The sequence below is a fragment of the Paenibacillus sp. FSL K6-1217 genome (assembly GCF_045040735.1).
In the GTDB taxonomy this organism is placed as follows: domain Bacteria; phylum Bacillota; class Bacilli; order Paenibacillales; family Paenibacillaceae; genus Paenibacillus_AQ.
This window is the reverse complement of record NZ_CP150271.1, coordinates 281438-300978: the sequence shown is the minus strand read 5'-3', so window position 1 is coordinate 300978 and position 19541 is coordinate 281438. Positions and strand designations below refer to the sequence as shown.

Below are 19541 nucleotides of genomic sequence, written 5' to 3'. Positions count from 1 at the left end.
ATCGGAGAAGACCCTGCAGCATCTAATACATGTGTTTACGTATCCAGCGGCTGTTGACGAAGAAGAAGAGTCTGGTGAGCGGACTATTCTTCATCAGCCGCTTGGATACCGAGCGGACCTCGCGCTGCTCACTAACCTTGGGATCGGATAAATACAGTGCCAGGAGTCCTTCGATGATCATACGGTGCATGGAGTTCTCGGGAAGACTCCGGACATCCTTGCGGGCCCACTCCACAATGGAAGCGATCCGGTTCAGCATCATATCCGTATTCTCGTAATAATTGCAGAAATTGAGATCACCGCCGGCCCGGTCTTCATCCTGGTCAATCAGATAATCCAGCATAATATGCAGACCGCACACATGCGGAAAATAAGCAGCACGAATGGATGCTGATGACGCTCTGCTTAGCTTGGGATCACATGAAGCCAGAAAAAGCATAAATACGCCCAGGGTTGAACCGGTTGCGGCCGCAAACTCATTCCACTGGAGATGAGGCGCCCGGTGTCCCTCCTTCTCCCACCATTCCTTCAGGGCAGCCTCCCTGAGCTCCGGGTGAATGTGCTTATAGACCTGAAGATCGGTGTACAATACAGCCAGATTATAAATCTCTTCAGCGGCAGCACCGTACCCCGGAAGCCGGGAGGTCATCTCCTGGCATTTGCGGACCAGTCTGTGCAGGTATCCGCCGTCATTCTGTTCAGTACGCAGCGCGTAATAGTTCACAGGCTCTGCACCCGGGGTTACAGCATCAAGCATGGACTTATGCAGCAACCGGAAATCGGCCGGATCGAGTGAAGTACTGCGGTCACACAGGTTGTCCAAATAATCACTGATCGTCTGATAAGCAACAATTAGCGGAATCAGTATATGTCTCATCGACAAATTGCCGGCGGCATAGATTCCGCCGCCTTCGCAATGAAACTGCTTCGTTTCAATGCTGGCAAGCGCTTGCTTGCGGAGCTCGGGATCGGGAATTCCTTCTGCGTCCTTGCGCCAGAAATCGAGACATGATCGTACTTCCGGCAGCACGTACTTATAGACCCTGTTCATGAGTCCTATAGGACCGCGCGGACTACGGTTACGGCCTTGCTCAAATTCATTCAATGACAGTGCCTCCACATTGTTGTCTCCTTATCCAAATCATGATTATTATAATATGCAGAGCGGATTTGTACAAACAACAAAATCACTTTCGCAAAGTCTTGAAAGATTCAGAAAATCGATATTTTACGTAACCCCTGACTTCTCCGCATTGTGCTATACTATATTTTTCTATACCCCGAAGGAGTGCACAATCATGAATGCAGAGCGGAGCGGCGGCCAATACAGTGACCAAAACTGGCTGCGATCCTTTATGTTTACGCTATACGGCACCAGTGTGCTGGTTGTTTCTTATTTTCCGTTATTTTATGCCCACCTGGGCTTCAGCAGTCCGCAAATGGGTCTGCTCTACTCCGTAGGCCCGTTAATCTCGATTCTCTCGAATCTGTTCTGGAGTATGATGAGCGACCGGCTGGGTACCGTCCGTAAGATTATGGCCCTCCTGCTTGGAGGCCAGATGATTACCGCCATTATTCTGGCCCGAGCCACCGATTTCTCGAGTGTTATGCTTATTTTGTCCTTTTTCTATTTCTTCTATTACCCGGTTTTTCCACTTGCAGACACTATGGCGATCAAGATCGCCCAGCGCCACGGGCGGAATTTCATCGCCATCCGTGTATTCGGCTCGCTCGGATACTCCTTCTTCGCTCTTACAATAGGTTATGTTCTTAGAACACTGGGACCTCAGTATAGCGTAGCCATTTGTATTGTGATTGTTGTAACCGCGCTGCTTATCACGGTGGGACTGAAGGATGTGAAGCGCAGCGAAGCGGCTGTGCTCCCTGTGAACGGAGAGACTCCGGACAAAGCGCTGAAGGCTGCCGGACTCCGGGAGATTCTGCTGCAAAAGGAAGTGCTCTGGTTCTTCAGCTCCGTCTTCCTGCTCGCCATCGGCTACCGGATGAACGAGGCCTTCCTGACGATCAGCCTCAAGGGCATGAATGCAGGCGATGAGATTGTGGGCTGGGCGCTGCTGGCTTCTGCGCTCAGTGAGATCCCCATCTTCTTCCTGCTCAGCAAATACGGCGACAAGTTCAAGGAGCTGCCGCTGCTCGCTTTTGCAAGCCTGATGTTCACGCTGCGCTTCCTGTTCATGTCGCTTGCCCAGGAGCCGGGCACCGTAGTCGCCATCCAGGCCATGCATAGCGTCTCGTTCGGCATTTATTATGTAACTGCGGTCCGCTACATCACCCGGATCATCCCTGATCATCTGCGGGCCACCGGAATGGCCCTCTTCACCGTCGTATGGTCCAGCGGCGCAGGTCTGCTCAGCGGCACCTTCGGCGGGCTGATCTACCAGGATGCCGGCCGGATTGTATTCTATCTGGTCGCTACCGGCTTCTCGATCCTGGCCTTCATCGGCTTCCTGTCCAAGCATCTCATGGACCTCGGGGGCGGCGCGGACCGCCCGTTGCGTCGTAAGACCAATAACCCGCTCTGAGCAATTAAGGGCGGGTGAAGCTTCACCGGGTACGGGAATATAAAAAAGCACAGTTCCCGGAGGAACTGTGCTGCTCAAGCTGCCTGATGCTACTCATGCCAGTGCGTGCTAGATCAAATATATATATTGCGGCTGACAGAAGCTCTGCCTTGGCCGTATTTTATAATTTAACTACGTTCGCTGCCTGTGGACCACGGTTACCGTCAGTAACATCGAATTCTACCGCTTGGCCTTCGTCCAAAGTCTTGAATCCGTCGCCTTGAATTGCTGAGAAGTGAACGAATACATCTTCGCCGCCTTCAACTTGAAGGAAACCATAACCTTTTTCTGCGTTAAACCATTTTACTGTACCTTTCAAATGAACAACCTCCTAAAAATACCGCCATATATGGCGTATGCTTACATTATACTCTTTCTATACTTGTAAAGCAATCCATCTTTTCCCTGATTTCATGATTTAATTTGCTTTTCCCTTCTCCGGTGCGTTATCATTGACCCAAAAGCCAAAAATCGCCAGGGTGGTAATGATAATGATCAAAAAACATGAAATATACAAAACAGACAAATGGAACATGATGACGGTGGAGGTTCAGGGACGTTATATTATCCTCCGTGAAATCTCCGACCAATGGGGGGAAGAAACGCATACCTTCATGAGCCGTCCGGCTATGATGCAGTGGGTGAACAACCGCTTCAATAAAGAGTCTTACCAGGATAATGAAGAAGAGTACAAGAATATCATTGCTGCCTTCAAACAGGTGTAGCCCGGAATGGATAATGAGAGTCTTGTCATTTATGTAGTTGTCGTCCTGTGTCTCGGTGCCGTACTGATTATGAGCAAGGACAAAATGCCCCCGCGCCTGAAGCGCGGGATGGCATTGACCGCCGTCATTATGATTGCGCTGGCTTTTGTCTTCATTATTTATAGCCTGCTCACATAACTTTATCCCAGAAGGAAACTTATGATTTAATAAACATGAATTGGCAGGGCATACTAAGCAGACTTTGAGAATCAGGAGGCTGCCGTCATGTCCGTTACCGCCAAATCACTCCCGCTCCTGCTTGCGCTCAGCCTGCTGCAAGGAAATCTGTCCTCAGCGCTCCCGCAGGCGGAGAGCCGTTCAGCCGCATCTCATCTACCGAGGAGGATTTCTATGGAACAATTACCTAAGAGAAGTGAAGTGCCCGCCGAGAACCGCTGGAAGCTTGAAGATATGTTTGCTTCAGAGGAGCAATGGGATGCTGAATATAAGGAAGTGAAGGCACTGATCACAAGCGCTGCCTCCTTCCAGGGGAAGCTGGATTCTCCGGATGCCCTGAAGAAGTGCTTCGAGCTGGATGATAAGCTGTCCCTGCTGACTGAACGCCTCTATGTCTATGCGCATATGCGCCAGGATGAGGATACAGCGGCTCCGAAGTACCAGGCACTCTCCTCCAAGGCCAAGAAGCTTGGCGTTGAAGCGGGTGAAGCTCTTTCTTTTGTCACACCTGAGATTCTGGCCCTGCCTGACGCGACGCTTGACCAGTTCATCGCCGACCCTGCGCTCTCTGACTACACCTTCACCCTGACTGAAATGAAGCGCGAGAAGGCCCATGTCCTGTCCAAGGCGGAAGAAGCCCTGCTGGCTCAGGTCAGCACAATCGCCCAGGCACCGCAAACTGTATTCAGCATGCTGAATAATGCGGATCTGAAGTTCCCGAAGGTGAAGAACGAAGAAGGCAAGGAAGTCGAGCTGACCCACGGAAGCTATATTCAGTTCCTCGAAAGCCCGGACCGTGAAGTACGCAAGAACGCATTCAAAGCAGTGTACGAAACGTACGGCAAGCAAAAGAACACCATTGCCGCCACGCTGAGCGCGAATGTGAATAAGAATGTATTTTACTCCCGTGCGCGCAAATACCCTTCCGTGCTGGAAATGTCCCTCTACGGCGACAATATTCCGAAGGAAGTCTATACCAACCTGATCGATACAATTCACGAGAGCCTGCCGCTGATGCACCGTTATATGAAGCTGCGCCAGAAGCTGCTTGGAGTAGATGAGCTACATATGTATGACTTGTTCGCTCCGCTGGTGGACGAATATAAGCTGGATATTACGTTTGACGAAGCCAAGAAGATTACCAAGGAAGGCCTGAAGCCGCTTGGCGAGGACTACCTGAGTGTTCTGCAGGAAGGCTATGACAAAGGCTGGATCGATGTCTACGAGAACGAGAACAAACGCTCCGGCGCATACAGCTGGGGGGCTTACGGCACCCATCCTTATGTGCTGCTGAACCATAACGACAATCTGAACAGCATGTTCACACTGGCGCATGAAATGGGTCACGCCCTGCATTCCTACTATTCGGACACGACGCTGAAATACCGGGACGCGCAGTACACTATTTTCCTGGCGGAGGTTGCTTCTACTACCAATGAGGCTCTGCTGATGGATTATCTGCTGAACAAGTCCACAGACCCGAAGGAAAAAATGTACCTGCTCACCTATTATGCCGACCAGTTCCGCACGACGGTATTCCGGCAGACGATGTTCGCCGAATTCGAGAAGATCATTCACCAGCGTGCTGAAGAAGGCGAATCGCTCACACCGCAGGATCTCTCTGCGATCTACTACGATCTGAACGTCAAGTATTACGGCAAGGATATGGTGGTTGATCAGGATATTGAGATGGAGTGGGCACGGATTCCGCATTTCTATAACAGCTTCTATGTCTATAAATACGCTACCGGCTTCTCGGCGGCGACAAGCTTCGCCAAACAGATTCTGGATGAAGGCAAACCGGCGGTTGACCGTTACCTCGGCTTCCTGAAGAGCGGCGGCAGCGATTACTCCATTAACATTCTCAGTAAGGCTGGGGTTGACATGTCCTCCCCTGAGCCGATCCGCGAAGCGATGAGCGTATTTGAGAGCGTTATTGAGCAGATGGAGCAGTTGACCAAATGAGGCAGAAAGCTTAGTATTACAGTAATCCCTTGCCCTCTGCGGGCAGGGGATTTGTATTGTCATAGATTCCGAGGAGGAAGATATATGAAACTTCAATGGTCATTAATATTAGGTTTGTTTTTTGCTCTGTTAACCGCTGTATTCGCGGTAATGAATGTAGATCCGGTTCCGGTGAACTTCGGCTTCGACTTTGTCAGCATCCCGCTTATTCTTGTTATTCTGGGCTGTGCGCTGATCGGTGGTGTGGTTGTCGGTTCATACGGGATTTTCCGCCAGTATAAGCTGCAGAAGCAGATCAAGAGCCTGAACGCCGAGCTTGCCAAGCTACGGGACGCGGGCAGTATCATGGACCCTATTCCTGCTGAGAGTGCCCCTTATACTCCAGAAGGATCATCCCAGCTATAACATATAGACGAATAGGAGGAATTACCCTTGCTTAACATCCAGCCCAATGAAGAATATATTCTGACTCTGCTCAAAAAACTGCTCGACACCCCAAGCCCCAGCGGCTTCACCGCCCAGGTAATGGCGCTGGTGGCCGAAGAAGCGGCGGCACTGAATATCCCGCTTACCTGGAATGAAAAAGGCGGCGCAATGCTCACAGTACCAGGCCTTGACCCTACGCGCACAATCGGCATCAGCGCCCATGTGGATACTCTTGGCGCCATGGTCCGCTCCATCAAGTCGAACGGGACCCTCCGCTTAACCTCTGTAGGCGGATTCAGCATGAACAGTATCGAGAATGAATACTGCATTATTCATACCCGCAGCGGATTAACGTACACCGGTACGATTCTGACCAGCCACCCTTCCGTGCATGTCTATGCCGATGCCCGTGATTTCAAACGTGCGGAGGAGAACATGGAGATCCGGATTGATGAGCTCGTCTCCACCAAGGATGAGGTGCTCAAGCTGGGGATTTCCGTCGGCGACTTCATCTCCTTTGACGCCCGGGCGGTGCTGACACCCAGCGGATATATCAAATCCCGTCATCTGGATGACAAGGCCAGCGTAGCCGCCTTATTCGGGCTGCTGGAGAGCATCCGGCGCGAAGGCTGGAAGCCGCTGCACAACCTGTCCCTGCTGATCTCCAATTATGAAGAGGTTGGACACGGCGCGGCCTGGATTCCGGGCGAAATCAACGAGATGATTGCTGTGGATATGGGCGCGATGGGCGATGATCTGAGCTGCAAGGAGACGGATGTCTCCATCTGTGCCAAGGATTCCTCCGGCCCGTATGACTATGCCATGACCAGCCGCATGATCGAGCTGGCGAACGGCCTGGCGATTCCGTTCGCGGTAGATATCTATCCGCAATACGGCTCCGATGCCTCTGCTGCGCTGCGCGGCGGCAATAATATCCGCGCCGCTCTGATTGGACCGGGCGTACACGCCTCACACTCCATGGAGCGTACCCACAAGCAGGCAGTGCTTAATACGGCTAAGCTGCTGGCGGCTTATGTTGGGGCGAACTGATCGGGCTGCTCGCCACGATGGGTCACTTTCTATAGCAACACGACCTGGATATCAGTAAATAAGTACAAAAAGGCAGCACCAGCTCATTTAAATAGCTGGTGCTGCCTTTTTAGTTGACTATACTAATCTTGACCAAGCCGAAATGTTGCAATTATTGCAACCTGTCCCGCCCGTAATTGGACATTTGCATGGATTCCTGCATAAATTGCAACAATTACCTTGCCCAACAGCTCCGGGGAGGATTTATCCTGCATTTTGTGCAACATTTGCGGATTAGAGCTGAGATAACGAGTCAGATGTTGCATTTTGAGCAGGATTTCCGCATACCCCTCTGACTTTGCATCTGATTCTGTGCGGTGTTACTTACCCGCGATCTTCTCCGCCCAGCTCCTTCTTCCTACCAGTATCCCCCGGTTAAGGCCATACCTGCTCCAGCTTGTCCGCATAGTACTTAATGGCCTTGCGGTAATCCTGGATACCCGGGTCGGATGATGTATCCGCAAGCAGGTTAAGCAGCAGCTCCATGGCTTCGGTGTGTGCACCGAGATTATGCAGCGTCATCGCCAGAAAAGCCTTGAATTCCGCACGCTGCGGGAATTCAAGCGCACCCTGCTCCAGCAGCGCGCGGGACTCTGCATACTGCCCCAGTGTCCGGTAGGTGCTGCCCAGGCCCAGCAGCGCCCCTGCCCGCTGCTCCTCATCAGGAAGGCCAAGGGCAAGGCTCTGCTCGTAATAAGATACGGCTTCGCGCTCCAGGCCCAGCACATCATGTGTCCAGGCCAGCTGATAATGCAGCTCCGCGTTGCTATCGTCTGCTGACAATAGCTCTAGCAGCATGGCTCTTGCTTGTTCAGCCCGGCCAGAGGACCGGAGCTGTACAGCAGCTTCTATCGAATGAGTCGCAGTCATCGGGTCACTGGCCCCTCTCTGAGCGTTATTACTTACCTACTCTTACCTACTTACCGGCAATCTTCTCCGCCAGCTCATTCAGATACGTCCAGCGCTCCATCAGACGCTCAAGCTCTGCCTCAGCCTGCCGCTGCTTCTCCACCAGCTCCTGGAGCTTGCCGGAATCGGCGAATGCCGCTTCCATCTGTGCCGAGAGATCTGTCAGATGCTGTTCCGCTTGTTCAATGGCCTCGTCAATTCCCTCGTACTCACGTTGCTCCTTGAAGGTGAATTTCAGCTTCTCGCGCGGCGCTGCGGCATTCGGTGTATTCCCGCCCTGCTCAGGAGCGGCCGCACCTGCCCCGCTGGCGCTGCGGCCGGAGCCGCTGTCTGCCTTGCCGGAGTTCCCGCTGCCCGATGGGACATTCTTCGAGAGCCACTCTTCATATTCGCTATAGTCCCCGACGTGCAGGCGGATACCCCCATCCTCGAAGGCAATCAGCTTATCCACGGTACGGTCCAGGAAGTAGCGGTCATGCGATACGGTGAAGACTACGCCGGGGAATTCATCCAGGTAATCCTCCAGTACAGCCAGTGTGCCGATATCCAGATCATTCGTCGGCTCATCCAGCAGCAGCACATTCGGTGCTCCCATAAGGACACGCAGGAGGTAGAGGCGTCTTTTCTCGCCGCCGGACAGCTTGGAGATGGGCGTCCACTGCATCGCGGGCGGGAACAGGAACCGTTCCAGCATTTGCCCGGCGGTGATGACACTGCCGTCTGCAGTCTTGATGATCTCCGCTTCTTCCTTCACATACTCGATGGCCCGCAGGCTGAGATCCATATCCTGATGCTCCTGGGTGAAATAGCCCAGCTTGACGGTCGTCCCCAGCTGCACCTCGCCGCTGTCCGGCGTAAGCTTACCGGCAATCAGGTTCAGCAGCGTAGACTTGCCGCTGCCGTTCTTGCCGACTATCCCCACACGGTCCTGCGGCACCGCAATGTAAGTCAGATCTTTGATCAGGGTCCGGCCGTCCAGCGATTTGGTGAGGTCCTGGATCTCAATGATTTTGCGGCCCAGTCTCGTAGATGCTACGGAGATATCCATTGAAGACGCCGAAGCCCCTCCCGTGCTTGCCTTCAGCTTCTCGAAGCGGTCGATCCGCGCCTTCTGCTTCGTCGAGCGGGCTTTGGCCCCGCGGCGAATCCAGGCCAATTCCGTGCGCAGCAGATTCTTGCGCTTCTGCTCCTCCGAGGCCTCCCGCTCTTCCCGGTCTGCCTTCAGCTCCAGGAACCGCGAGTAATTCGCTTCATACCGGTACAGATTCCCGCCATCCAGCTCAAGCATTACACTGGCGACCCGTTCGAGGAAATAACGGTCATGCGTTACCATCAGCAGCGCCCCGCGCCGCTTCTGCAGATACTGCTCCAGCCAGGCTACGGAATCCGTATCAATATGGTTGGTAGGCTCATCCAGAATCAGCAGCTCCGATGGCGTTATCAGCGCTGCCGCCAGGGCTACACGCTTGCGCTGTCCGCCCGAGAGGCTCTCCATCCGGGCATCGAACCGGGTGATGCCGAGCTTCGTGAGAACCGTCTTGGCCTCACTCTCCAGCTGCCAGGTGCCGGCGGCGTCGATGGCCTGGCCAATCCGCACAAGCCTGCCTTCCAGCCCTGAATCTCCCGGATTCTGCTCCAGAAGAGACATGACCTCCATATACTCCCGCATCGTCGCAAGCTCCGGGTCCTCTCCGGCGAACACCTGCTGCAAGACTGTATTACCAGGCTCATAGGGCGGATTCTGGGCCAGGAACTGTACCCGCACATCATTGCCGATGGCAATCTGCCCTTCATCTGCTGTGTCCAGCCCGGCGATAATCTTCAGAAAGGTAGATTTCCCCGTACCGTTGACGCCAATTACGCCTATCTTATCCCTGTCATCCATGCCGAAGGAGGCATCACGGAATAAGGTTTTCTCCCCGTAGCTCTTGGAGAGATGTTCCACCGTCATAATATTCATCAGTTGTCCTCGCTTGCCTTATATTTTATAACCGGAATGGGTTGTGTATTGCTTAGGATTCAGATTCAAACGGAAGGTCACCCGATGCCGGATTCAGGCTGCCCAGCGCCCCTGTAATAAAGAGCCTGGCCGCAAACTTCGCCCGCTTATCCGCATCTGCCTCGGCAAACTCCGGGTCGAACAGGATGTCCATCTTCAGACGGTCCAGTATCCCGATATACGACTGTGCCATCAGCTCCGGCTCGGTAGCACCGCCTTCCAGCAGCACCTTCACCACAGCCTGCATATAGGCTTCCATGAACTGTGCCATATAAGCCACCAGCTCAGGGTTATTGTTAGGCGCACGGAAGAACAGCTTCGTGTGCTGCTTGCGCTCATAATAATAGAACAGATGATGCTCCGCAATAACGGAGAGCTTGTCTGTCAGTGTGGAACAGGTACTCAGCTTGCCCTCAAGCTGCTCAAGGAATCCTTCACAATCGCGGCGGGTAACCGCCATGAAGAGCTCCTCTTTGCTTTTAAAATATAAATAGACCGTGCCCTTCGCAATGCCTGCACGTTCGGCCACTTCTGACATCTTCGTTTCATAGAAGCCGCCTGAACCGAAAAGCTCATAAGCGGCATCGAGGATAGCTGCATGTTTGTCTACGGATGCACTGCTCAACGGTTCACCTCCCAACCCATAGAATCCCGCTAGTTACCGGATAACGTAACACATCACTCAGCCATCCGGTCCGCCCTTATCCTATGTAACTGATATAACTGACCAGCAGTGCTACAGCACCGCCTATTATAGAACTTACAGCATTTACGGCATCATTGTCCATCCAGCGCCAGCCCCTGGCATACAGGGTCGGCTTCACGCAGTGCTGAGAGGCTTCTACCTCGTGGCCGCAGACCGCGCAGCGGTTCATCCGTTGCACGGTAGCTCCCAGGATCGAGTCGGCAAAAGCTCCCGCCAGCCCGCCCAGCAGTCCGGCCAGCACCAGCAGCCAAAAGGCATGGGGTGTCATGCCGGAGGCCGCCCGGAGCAGCCAGGAGGCCGCGCCGATCAGCGCCCCTCCCGCCGCTGCAGCCAGCGTGCCCGGCAGCGATACGCCGCCGGAGGTGCCTGCCTGAAGCACCTTCCCGGTCAGGACTGACCGGGGAGGCTTGCGGGCCAGCGTGCCGATCTCTGTCGCCCATGTATCGGAGGTTACGGTAGCCATCACCCCGATGAACAGGAAGCCCCAGAGCTCCAGCGGATAGATCGCGTTCAGCAGAACAGCCAGCATCCCGAGTCCGCCGTTGGCGAAGACCTGGCCCGCATCGCGGCGTCCGGTTTTATCATAAGTGGCTTCCAGCTCTGCCTTATTCTCATGATGCAGCTTCGACAGCACCGTCGAGGAGATGAAGAATACCAGCAGGATACCGAACCAGAACAGATTCCCTGCACCGAAATAGATTGTCCCCATCACCACTGCCGCCACCATCCCTGAGAAGCTAAGCGACTGCTTCCAGTAGGCGGCCCCGGCAACCAGCAGCGCACCGCAGGCTCCGATCAGCCATTGCAGCACTTCAAGTCCTGAGAGCATCGCCTTAACCGATCAGGCAGGTGCCCATGGGGCGCTCGCCCCAGAACAGCTCGAACGAATCGCCAGCCACCACCGGACCTACACCTGCCGGAGTCCCCGTGAAGATAATATCGTCCTTGCCCAGCCCGTAGCGGGAGGCGATGAATTCAACAATTTTTTGCAGGGAGAAAATCATGTTCTTCACGTTCCCGCGCTGCACCTCAATTCCGTTCTTGCGGACCGTGAAGTCTGTGGCCTCCAGCTCCTCCTGCTCAGGCAAAGCCATGTAAGGGGTCAGCGGAGCCGCATTCTTGAAGCCCTTGGCGGCAGTCCAGGGCAGTCCCTTCTTCTGCAGATCATTATGCACATCACGGAGCGTGAAGTCGAGGCCCAGCGCCATGACATCCACCAGCTCCTGCACGCTCATCCCCGGCACGTAATCACGCGCAATGCGCAGCACCAGCTCCCCTTCGTAATGAATGAGTCCGGCGTCCTTGGGCAGGTGGATGATCGCTTTATCCAGCGCTACAGCAGCGTGAGACGGCTTCAGGAAGATCAGCGGCTCGGACGGCACCTTATTGCCCAGCTCCTCCGCATGCAATTGATAGTTTCGTCCTACACAGTACACGTTATTGACAGTTCCACTCATAGATTCTTCAGCCCGCTTCCCTTATGAATTTGTAATCCTGCAACAGCCTGATCAAGCCTTCAAAAAGAGTTCGCCCCAGATATCCGGACGGTTCGTACAGATCATAATATCGGAATGCAGCTTCGCCAGGCGGCGCATGTCCTTGCCCTTGTTCACAGTCCAGGCCATAACTTGAACCCCCCGTTCAATCAGGGATTGCGCCAGCACCGGGGTTAGCCGGTCGAAGCTGATGGACAGGAAAGAGCAGCCCAGCTCATTCAGCTTCCCCGCCGGATCACCGGATCTGGAGTCGTAGATGAGTCCCGTATGGAACCGCGCGTCGAGCTCCTTGATCCGCCGCAACACACCGGCATCGAACGAGGTCAGCACCACTTCCTCGCGCATTCCCCTGGCATTCACCAGGTCAATGACCTTCTGCTCCAGGCCGGGATACATCTCTCCCACCGTCTTCAGTTCAATGTTCAGCCGCAGCCTGCCTGACGCCAGTGCGAGCACCTCTTCCAGGGAGGGCACCCGCTCTCCGCGAAAAGCACGCCCTTTCCAGCTTCCCGCATCCAGCCGTCGCATCGGTTCGAAGTCCATATTCTTCACCTTGCCGTGTCCGTTGGTCGTGCGGTCCAGTGAATAATCATGGATGACTACAGGAACGCCGTCCTTCGTCAGCTGCACATCAATCTCTATCCAGCGTACAAAAGGCAGCGCAATCGCCATCCGCACGGCGGCAAGTGTATTCTCCGGGGCTTTGCCAGAAAATCCGCGGTGGGCTACACACATATTGTTCATCATTATACGCACCCCCGGCTATTTCACCGCTTGGATAACGGTGCCGTCATTGCGGATTGTGACCAGGCCGGAAGAGATAGACTCCATTCTGTGCAGCAGCAGCTGCCCGTCTGCCTCATTCATCGGCACCGGCTGGGCCAGCTCGGCATCCATCGGCTTCAGCTTAAGCGAGCATTGGCCCTGCTTGCTGCATTCCGCCTGGAATACCGCGGTCTCCCAAGTCGCCGGGACGGAGCCGCGTGTGAATATAAAGTTGCCTGAGCTGTAGGCGATCCATTTGCCCTTATACGGCTCAATTCCCTGCAGCACATGCGGATGGCCGCCCATCACCAGATCCGCTCCGGCATCAATGAAGCTACGGCCGAGCGCCTGCTGGGTCTTGTCATACTGCTCCATCCGCTCGCGTCCCCAGTGGACGAAGACAACGACAACATCGGCCTTTTGCCTGGCTGCGGCAATTGCCTTGAGACCTTCCGCACTGTCATACACAGAGGCAAGGCCCGGCTTGCCAGCTTCCGCCTTCCACTCAATCACCGGCATCACCCGTGTGAATCCCAGCAGGGCAATCTTAATTCCATTGCGTTCAAAATACTGCGCCGAATACGCCTCCTGGCTGTTCCGCCCTGCGCCCACATGAGGGATTCCGCGCTCGCCCAGATGCTTCAGGGTATCGAGCAACCCTTGCTCCCCCTGATCCAACGTATGGTTGTTAGCCAGATTGACGGCGTCCACACCGGCGGATTTGAGCGCATCCAGCGCTTTCGGCGGGCCCTTGAACACAAACTGCTTGTTCTTGGCTCCAACCCCTCGTGTAGTAATCGGAGTCTCCAGATTGACGACAGTCAGATCATCCTTCTTGAACATTCCATCCAGCGCGCTGTAGGAATAATCGTAGCCCTTCTGCTCCAGCAGTGCGCCTGCTTTCCCGCTGAAGATGATATCTCCGGCAAAGCTCAGCTTCACCGTCTTGCCTGATGTATTCTCCGGCAAGCCTGCGATCAGTCCGCTGCTGCTTCCCGTTGTGGCTTGCGGCGCATCCGTTGCAGCCGCCTGCTCCGTCCGTGCAGGGGTAGGAGCTGGCGTAGCAGCTTCCGCTGTCTCTGCAGGCACTGTAGAAGCCTCCGGCGTCCCCTCCGGCGAAGGCTCCGCAGTGGCTGTGGCCTCTGCCCCGGGCGCTTCCTCCGAAGGCACCGCTTCCGTAGGGACTGCCGCCGTTGCAGCAGCTTCCGGGGAAGGGGAGGTGACGAGCGCCGCCGGCGGATCAGCAGCGCCCTGCTGATCCTTATCGTCCATGAATGAATACGCGAGCGCTGCAGTAATCAGCAGCAGCAGCGCCACATTGACCCACGCCCACGCTCTTCTGCGCCGGCGCCTGCTATGCTTTCTCTTGCCTTGTCTATTGCCTGATCTCGGCGGATACATGAGTGCAAGTAATCTCCTTTGCCCTTAAAGTGTTTCTATTATAGCATATCTATCAGCTGCCGCTCCAAGCCGGGTTCAGCGCCTGTCTGTCACAAAATAACCCCACAAAGTGGGGTTTTAGCTTCAATGATAAATCAGGGACTTTGCGGGGGCCCCAAAACATATAAATTCTTATCTTGCTAAAAAAGGTGAAGCGGCCACTGCTCCGCTCCACCGTTCCGTTTATACTCCGGCTCCCGCCGGTTCCGGCAGCTTCTGGAGGCTGGCTGCGGCCGTCTCGGCCGTAAGCTTCGCCTGCTTGATGCAGTCCGGCATCCCGATGCCGTCATAGCCTGCTCCGAAGGCATAGACCCCGGGCAGCTTCTGCGCCAGCTCGCTGCGCAGGCCGGCAATCCGTCCGGGATGGCCTACCGGATATTGCGGCATGGACGACCTCAGCCGGGTGATCTCTGTGAACAGCGGAGCTGCGGTAATCCCCATGATCTCCTTCAGGTCCTTGCGCACCAGCTCCGCCAGCGCCTCATCCGGTAGGTCCACATTCTGTTCATCCCCCGAACGTCCCACGTAACAGCGCAGCAGCACCTTATCCTCCGGGCTGGTGTGCAGCCATTTCGTAGAAGTCCAGGTGCAGGCGGTAATGTTCCGCCCTTCCTTACGCGGAACCAGAAAGCCCGATCCGTCGTACTCCGTCACGATATCTTGGCGGGTGAACGCCAGAACCACATTGGCTACCGATACATAGTTCACGGCATCCAGCGGCGATACATCCACATGGGGGCGCAGCAGCTCTGCGGCAGCGAAGTTCTGCACTGTAATATAGATGTCGTCAGCTTCCAGCAGCTCACCGTTGTCCAGCTCCACCTCATAGCGGGAAGCGCCGGAAGAACCGGCTTCCCCCGCCACGCTGATGGATTTCGCTCCTGTCCCCGTGATCTGCCGGACATCCTGCAAATCATGGATGAGCGCATGCACGAGGCTCTGGAGCCCTTGACGGAAGGTGAGGAAGGCGCTTTTCTTCGTTCCGGTATGAGTCTCCACCGGCTTCCTGCCGGTCGTCATCCCCCGGATCAGGCTGCCGTACTGGCGCTCGACCTCACCGAACTGCGGAAAGGTCGCCTGAAGGCTGATCTTACGCATATCCCCGGCATATATCCCTGCCAGCAGCGGCTCCGTCATGTTCTCCAGCACCTCTGTGCCGAGACGGCGCTCGATCAGATCGCCAAGCGATTCATCCTCAGCGCTGCGGCGGGGCGGGAGTACGAAATCCATCATTGCCCGCATTTTGCCGCCGAAGGAGACCAGTCCGCTCTTCAGGAAGGGCTTCAGCTCTGTCGGAATGCCCAGCACAAGACCCGCAGGCATCGGATGAAGCTTGCCCCGCTGCAGGATGTAGGTCTTCTTGGCGTTCGGATTGGTGCTTACCAGTTCATGGTCCAGCTCCAGCTCCCTGGCCAGATCGACCATTGCCGTCTTGCGGGCCAGGAAGGAATCCGGGCCTTTCTCAATCACGAAGCCGTCACGGTGCAGCGTTTCGATTTTGCCGCCGAGTACCTTGTCCTTCTCGATCAGGGTGATCTCCGGCTGCACTCCGGCTGTACGGTAGAACTTGCGGATGTAGTACGCGGCACTGAGGCCGCTGAGGCCTCCGCCGATAATGACTACCTTGCGGGGTGAAGCAGTCATGGCTGATTCACCTTCAACTGGTTGGCCTTCGTACGCACCACATCACTGAGCACAGACATATAAGCCGGATCACTGTTCAACGAATCAATCCGCAAGAGCCGCATATCCAGCTCGGAGGCCAACTGCTGCGCTTCAATATCCAGGTCGTACAGCACCTCCAAATGGTCGGAGACGAAGCCGATCGGCGCGGACAGCACGTATTTCACCTGGCTCTCGGCCAGCTCACGCAGCGTATCCAGAATATCCGGGCCCAGCCACGGCTCTGCCGTCCGGCCCGCACTCTGCCAAGTGAACTGCCAGGATTCAACCCCGGCCTGCGCGGCAATCGCTTGCGAGGTCTCCAGCAGCTGGTCACGGTATGGATCGCCCATCGCCAGAATGCGTTCAGGAAGACTATGTGCACTGAACAGCACGCGGACCTCCTCCCGCACTGCGCCAGTCTCTTCGAATTCGTCCAGCTTGGCGGTTACTCTCCGGCTGAGCACATCGATCAGCTCGGGGTGCATATGGTAGCTCTCCACGAACTCCATTTGAATACCGCAGGCTTCCGCTTTTTCCTTGGCGCGCTTGATGTAGGTGCCCACACTCATCACAGAGTAATGCGGGGCCAGCACGATGCCTATCGCCTGGGTAATCCCGTCCCGGACCATCGCCTCTACACCATCCTCAATGAACGGTCTGGCATGCTTAAGCCCCTGGTAGCAGACATACTGGATCTGCCCGCTGTTCAGCTTAGCCTGCAAGGCTTCCACCTGACGGTCTGTATTCTCCCGAAGCGGAAAAACCCCGCCGACAATCGCCTTATAGCGGTCAGTCAGCTCTTTGAGCTGTTCAGCAGAAGGAGCGTTCCCCCGCCGGATATGCGTATAATAGGCCTCTACATCTTCAAGACTCTCAGGCGTGCCGTACGACATCACGAGTACTCCAATTTTTGTGGCCACGGTTTCCATCCCCTTTTACGAATAATTAATATCCTATACAGCAAAGAGAGCAGCAAAGGCTGCTGCCGTCAGATGCTATTTCTTCAACTATGCCAGCGGCGGTGCCGCCTGTTTCAGTGCCGCTGCCGAATACTCATGGACGTAATCCGTCAATTCCTTCAGTGTGTCCAGCGAAGCTTCAGGGAATAATCCATGCCCCAGGTTAAAAATATACCCCGGCTCCGTGATGCCTTCATCGATTATTTCCTTGGCCCGGGCCTTCAATATATCCATCGGCGCGGTCAGCAGGTAGGGATCAAGATTGCCTTGAACCGCATAGCCCCCGCCTAGTCTGCGCCGTCCCTCGGTAATGCTTACCCGCCAGTCCAGTCCGATCACATCGGCCTGCAGCTTGCTCAGACTGGGGAGCAACTCCCCTGAGCTGACACCGGGGAAGTAGATCTTCGGAACCTCCAGATCGGACAGCTCTGCAAAAATCCGGGTGATCGTCGGCAGCACATACTGCTCGAAATCACGCGGAGCCAGCGCCCCGACCCAGCTGTCGAACAGCTGGAAGGCCTTCCCGCCGCTTGCGACATGGGCGCGCAGATAAGCGATAACCATATCGCCAAGCTTCTCCATCAGCTTATCCCATACGTGAGGCTGGCTGAACATCAGCTCCTTGGTACGGTGATAGGTCTTGGAGGGTCTGCCTTCGATCAGATAGCTGGCGATGGTAAACGGCGCCCCGGCAAAGGTAATCAGCGGAACGTCCAGCTCCTTGTCCAGTATGGCGATGGTCTCCAAAATATGGCCCAGATCACCCTCCACATCAATTGGCTTCAGCCGCTCCACATCGCTTGCTGAGCGGATCGGATTCTCGATAACCGGCCCGATGTTCTTCACAATGTCAAAATCCACACCGAGGGAAGCCACCGGATTCATGATGTCGGAATACAGAATCGCTGCGTCCACGCCCAGCTTGCGCACAGGCATCAGGGTCACCTCGGCCGCAAGCTCGGGCTGCTTGCAGATCTCCAGCAGTGAATATTTCTCCTTGATTGTACGGTAGTCGGGATCATACCGGCCAGCCTGCCGCATGTACCATACGGGGGTGTACTCCGTGCTCTGCTGTCTGCAGGCGCGGATAAAAGTGTCGTTGTAGGTCATGATAAGATCTCCATTAGATTTGATAGAATTCTGTGAAAAAACACATATCATTATTATGCCCCTTTTGTAAGCGGCTAACAACCGCCTCACCCGAAAGGGAATGACAATCCCATGACATTACTATGACAAGTGTTGCATTGTCGGGCTGAAAAACTATGATATACTGATATAATGTCAATTTTTCGTGAATTTTATTTTAATGAATCCCCTGAAAGGAAGTGAAAGCACTTTGAAGAATTGGGAGACTTGGAAAGTCAACCTCATGGTGCTTTGGTTCGGCCAGTTTCTGGTAAATGCAGGCATGACTATGATTACCCCTTTTCTGTCGCTTTATCTCGCCAAGGATCTGGGGGTAACCGGTGACCGCGCAATCGGCATGTGGGCCGGACTTATTTTTGCCGCGAACTTCTTGACCTCGTTCATCTTCCAGCCGCTGTGGGGCAAGCTTGCCGACAAATACGGACGCAAAATCATGCTTCTGCGCTCCAGCTTCGGCATGGCTGTTGTTATTGTCCTGATGGGCTTCGCCCAGTCCCCGATGCAGCTGCTGCTGCTCCGGCTGCTGAACGGAACCATCTCCGGCTTCAATCCCGCGTCCATCGCGCTCGTATCGGGAACCACGCCGAAACCGAAGATGGGCTTCGCTATGGGCCTGATGCAATCCGGGGCGGTGGCCGGAACCATTCTCGGACCGCTGCTGGGCGGCTTACTTGCTGACTGGATCGGCTTCCGTCCGATCTTCTATGTGGTCGGTGCGCTGCTCTTCGTTGCGTCACTGCTGGCCTTATTCCTGGTCAAAGAGAAATTCGACCGGGTAGAAGCGGCACAGGTGCCCCAGGTATCCGTGCTGGAAGGCTTCAAGGAGCTGGCGAAGGTGCCTCAGCTTCCCGCCCTGTTCGGCGTAACCTTCCTGCTGCAATTCGCCATGATCAGCCCGATGTCGCTGCTGCCGCTCTATGTAGAGAAGCTGCACGGCACCACTGTGGACCTTGCCTTCTGGGCAGGTATGGTCAGCGCAGTCACCGGTATCTCGAATATGCTCGCCTCACCGCTGCTCGGCAAGCTCAGCGACAAGGTGGGGGCACACCGGATATTGACCTTTGCGCTGATCGGCGCCGCTCTGTTCCTGATTCCGCAGGCATTCGTGACCAGCGTCTGGCAGCTGATTCTCGTCCGTTTCCTGATGGGCGTGTTCATGGGCGGCCTGCTGCCTAGCGTCAACGCCCTGATCCGCTCCTATACGCCTGACGGCAAAGAGAGCCGGGCGTTTGGCTTCAACAGCAGTACGCTCGCGCTCGGCAATATGCTTGGCGCGGTGATCGGCGGATTTTTATCCGGTTATATCGGCATTGAAGGCCTGTTCATCATTTCAGGCGCTTTCCTGCTGATCAATACGGTCTGGGTGCGGATCAAGCTGTACAAGAAGACGGAACCCCGGCTATTCCGTTAGCGGGCTGCTTAACTTAGAAGCGGTATGACTGGTGTCGCT

The 19541-nt window shown here is 55.2% G+C and carries 19 protein-coding genes; 7 read left to right on the top strand and 12 right to left on the bottom strand.

What is annotated here, in order from left to right:
- Window positions 1–22 precede the first annotated feature (22 nt).
- On the bottom strand, window positions 23–1105 hold the full coding sequence (locus tag MHH28_RS01265; RefSeq protein WP_405110705.1) for a tetraprenyl-beta-curcumene synthase family protein: 1083 nt from the start codon (window positions 1103–1105) through the stop codon (window positions 23–25).
- A gap of 193 nt (window positions 1106–1298) precedes the next feature.
- Between MHH28_RS01265 and MHH28_RS01260 the strand changes: the two genes are divergently transcribed.
- Window positions 1299–2543: an MFS transporter gene (locus MHH28_RS01260; protein WP_405110702.1), complete on the top strand. Its 1245-nt coding sequence runs from the start codon at window positions 1299–1301 to the stop codon at window positions 2541–2543.
- 160 nt (window positions 2544–2703) lie between these two features.
- On the opposite strand, the gene MHH28_RS01255 is transcribed toward MHH28_RS01260, so the two are convergent.
- Window positions 2704–2901 (bottom strand): cold shock domain-containing protein, encoded by a 198-nt coding sequence (locus tag MHH28_RS01255; RefSeq protein ID WP_036725228.1) that lies wholly within the window; start codon window positions 2899–2901, stop codon window positions 2704–2706.
- A gap of 172 nt (window positions 2902–3073) precedes the next feature.
- On the opposite strand from MHH28_RS01255, the gene MHH28_RS01250 reads away from it, so the two are divergent.
- The 5 genes from MHH28_RS01250 (at window position 3074) to MHH28_RS01230 (ending at window position 6964) form a co-directional block, all read left to right on the top strand.
- The gene (locus MHH28_RS01250; RefSeq protein WP_405110698.1) at window positions 3074–3307 is read left to right on the top strand and encodes a hypothetical protein; all 234 of its coding nucleotides are present in this window, start codon (window positions 3074–3076) and stop codon (window positions 3305–3307) included.
- Window positions 3308–3313: 6 nt separating this feature from the next.
- Complete coding sequence (locus MHH28_RS01245) at window positions 3314–3484, top strand: hypothetical protein (protein ID WP_405110695.1); 171 nt, start codon at window positions 3314–3316, stop codon at window positions 3482–3484.
- Between the two features lie 213 nt (window positions 3485–3697).
- Window positions 3698–5488 carry an oligoendopeptidase F gene (gene pepF / locus MHH28_RS01240; RefSeq protein ID WP_405110692.1) on the top strand — a complete coding sequence of 597 codons (1791 nt, stop codon included), beginning with the start codon at window positions 3698–3700 and terminating at the stop codon, window positions 5486–5488.
- Window positions 5489–5572: 84 nt separating this feature from the next.
- Window positions 5573–5893 (top strand): lipopolysaccharide assembly LapA domain-containing protein, encoded by a 321-nt coding sequence (locus tag MHH28_RS01235; protein ID WP_405110690.1) that lies wholly within the window; start codon window positions 5573–5575, stop codon window positions 5891–5893.
- 27 nt (window positions 5894–5920) lie between these two features.
- Window positions 5921–6964, top strand: coding sequence for a M42 family metallopeptidase (locus tag MHH28_RS01230; protein ID WP_405110688.1), 1044 nt, complete (start codon window positions 5921–5923; stop codon window positions 6962–6964).
- A 414-nt stretch (window positions 6965–7378) separates the two neighbouring features.
- Here MHH28_RS01230 and MHH28_RS01225 read toward each other — a convergent pair whose 3' ends face one another.
- The 10 genes from MHH28_RS01225 to hemE all read right to left on the bottom strand — a co-directional run bounded on the left by MHH28_RS01225 (window position 7379) and on the right by hemE (window position 18052).
- Window positions 7379–7873, bottom strand: coding sequence for a tetratricopeptide repeat protein (locus MHH28_RS01225; RefSeq protein WP_405110685.1), 495 nt, complete (start codon window positions 7871–7873; stop codon window positions 7379–7381).
- Window positions 7874–7919: 46 nt separating this feature from the next.
- The gene (locus MHH28_RS01220; protein WP_405110682.1) at window positions 7920–9872 is read right to left on the bottom strand and encodes an ABC-F family ATP-binding cassette domain-containing protein; all 1953 of its coding nucleotides are present in this window, start codon (window positions 9870–9872) and stop codon (window positions 7920–7922) included.
- Window positions 9873–9924: 52 nt separating this feature from the next.
- Window positions 9925–10536, bottom strand: coding sequence for a TetR/AcrR family transcriptional regulator (locus MHH28_RS01215; RefSeq protein ID WP_405110680.1), 612 nt, complete (start codon window positions 10534–10536; stop codon window positions 9925–9927).
- Window positions 10537–10612: 76 nt separating this feature from the next.
- A complete protein-coding gene (locus MHH28_RS01210; protein ID WP_405116779.1) occupies window positions 10613–11425 on the bottom strand; it encodes a DUF92 domain-containing protein in 813 nt (270 codons plus the stop codon).
- A 25-nt stretch (window positions 11426–11450) separates the two neighbouring features.
- Window positions 11451–12074: a fumarylacetoacetate hydrolase family protein gene (locus tag MHH28_RS01205; RefSeq protein WP_405110677.1), complete on the bottom strand. Its 624-nt coding sequence runs from the start codon at window positions 12072–12074 to the stop codon at window positions 11451–11453.
- A 51-nt stretch (window positions 12075–12125) separates the two neighbouring features.
- A complete protein-coding gene (locus MHH28_RS01200) occupies window positions 12126–12857 on the bottom strand; it encodes a glycerophosphodiester phosphodiesterase (protein WP_405116777.1) in 732 nt (243 codons plus the stop codon).
- A gap of 18 nt (window positions 12858–12875) precedes the next feature.
- Window positions 12876–14279 carry a CapA family protein gene (locus MHH28_RS01195; protein ID WP_405110674.1) on the bottom strand — a complete coding sequence of 468 codons (1404 nt, stop codon included), beginning with the start codon at window positions 14277–14279 and terminating at the stop codon, window positions 12876–12878.
- A gap of 222 nt (window positions 14280–14501) precedes the next feature.
- Window positions 14502–15962, bottom strand: coding sequence for a protoporphyrinogen oxidase (hemG, locus tag MHH28_RS01190; RefSeq protein ID WP_405110671.1), 1461 nt, complete (start codon window positions 15960–15962; stop codon window positions 14502–14504).
- Window positions 15959–16903: a ferrochelatase gene (gene hemH / locus MHH28_RS01185; protein ID WP_405110668.1), complete on the bottom strand. Its 945-nt coding sequence runs from the start codon at window positions 16901–16903 to the stop codon at window positions 15959–15961. The genes hemG and hemH overlap by 4 nt, the downstream gene beginning before the upstream one ends.
- Window positions 16904–16990: 87 nt before the next feature.
- On the bottom strand, window positions 16991–18052 hold the full coding sequence (gene hemE, locus MHH28_RS01180; RefSeq protein ID WP_405110665.1) for a uroporphyrinogen decarboxylase: 1062 nt from the start codon (window positions 18050–18052) through the stop codon (window positions 16991–16993).
- A 229-nt stretch (window positions 18053–18281) separates the two neighbouring features.
- Between hemE and MHH28_RS01175 the strand changes: the two genes are divergently transcribed.
- Entirely contained in the window at window positions 18282–19502 is a 1221-nt protein-coding gene (locus MHH28_RS01175) for an MFS transporter (RefSeq protein WP_405110662.1), read from the top strand.
- Window positions 19503–19541 lie beyond the last annotated feature (39 nt).

Bases quoted from the DNA above. Each gene is read 5' to 3' on its own strand.
- MHH28_RS01260 (WP_405110702.1), top strand. From the start codon at position 1,299: ATGAATGCAGAGCGGAGCGGCGGCCAATACAGTGACCAAAACTGGCTG.
- MHH28_RS01250 (WP_405110698.1), top strand. From the start codon at position 3,074: ATGATCAAAAAACATGAAATATACAAAACAGACAAATGGAACATGATG.
- MHH28_RS01245 (WP_405110695.1), top strand. From the start codon at position 3,314: ATGGATAATGAGAGTCTTGTCATTTATGTAGTTGTCGTCCTGTGTCTC.
- pepF (WP_405110692.1), top strand. From the start codon at position 3,698: ATGGAACAATTACCTAAGAGAAGTGAAGTGCCCGCCGAGAACCGCTGG.
- MHH28_RS01235 (WP_405110690.1), top strand. From the start codon at position 5,573: ATGAAACTTCAATGGTCATTAATATTAGGTTTGTTTTTTGCTCTGTTA.
- MHH28_RS01225 (WP_405110685.1), bottom strand. From the start codon at position 7,873: ATGACTGCGACTCATTCGATAGAAGCTGCTGTACAGCTCCGGTCCTCT.
- MHH28_RS01220 (WP_405110682.1), bottom strand. From the start codon at position 9,872: ATGAATATTATGACGGTGGAACATCTCTCCAAGAGCTACGGGGAGAAA.
- MHH28_RS01205 (WP_405110677.1), bottom strand. From the start codon at position 12,074: ATGAGTGGAACTGTCAATAACGTGTACTGTGTAGGACGAAACTATCAA.
- MHH28_RS01200 (WP_405116777.1), bottom strand. From the start codon at position 12,857: ATGAACAATATGTGTGTAGCCCACCGCGGATTTTCTGGCAAAGCCCCG.
- MHH28_RS01195 (WP_405110674.1), bottom strand. From the start codon at position 14,279: ATGTATCCGCCGAGATCAGGCAATAGACAAGGCAAGAGAAAGCATAGC.
- hemG (WP_405110671.1), bottom strand. From the start codon at position 15,962: ATGACTGCTTCACCCCGCAAGGTAGTCATTATCGGCGGAGGCCTCAGC.
- hemE (WP_405110665.1), bottom strand. From the start codon at position 18,052: ATGACCTACAACGACACTTTTATCCGCGCCTGCAGACAGCAGAGCACG.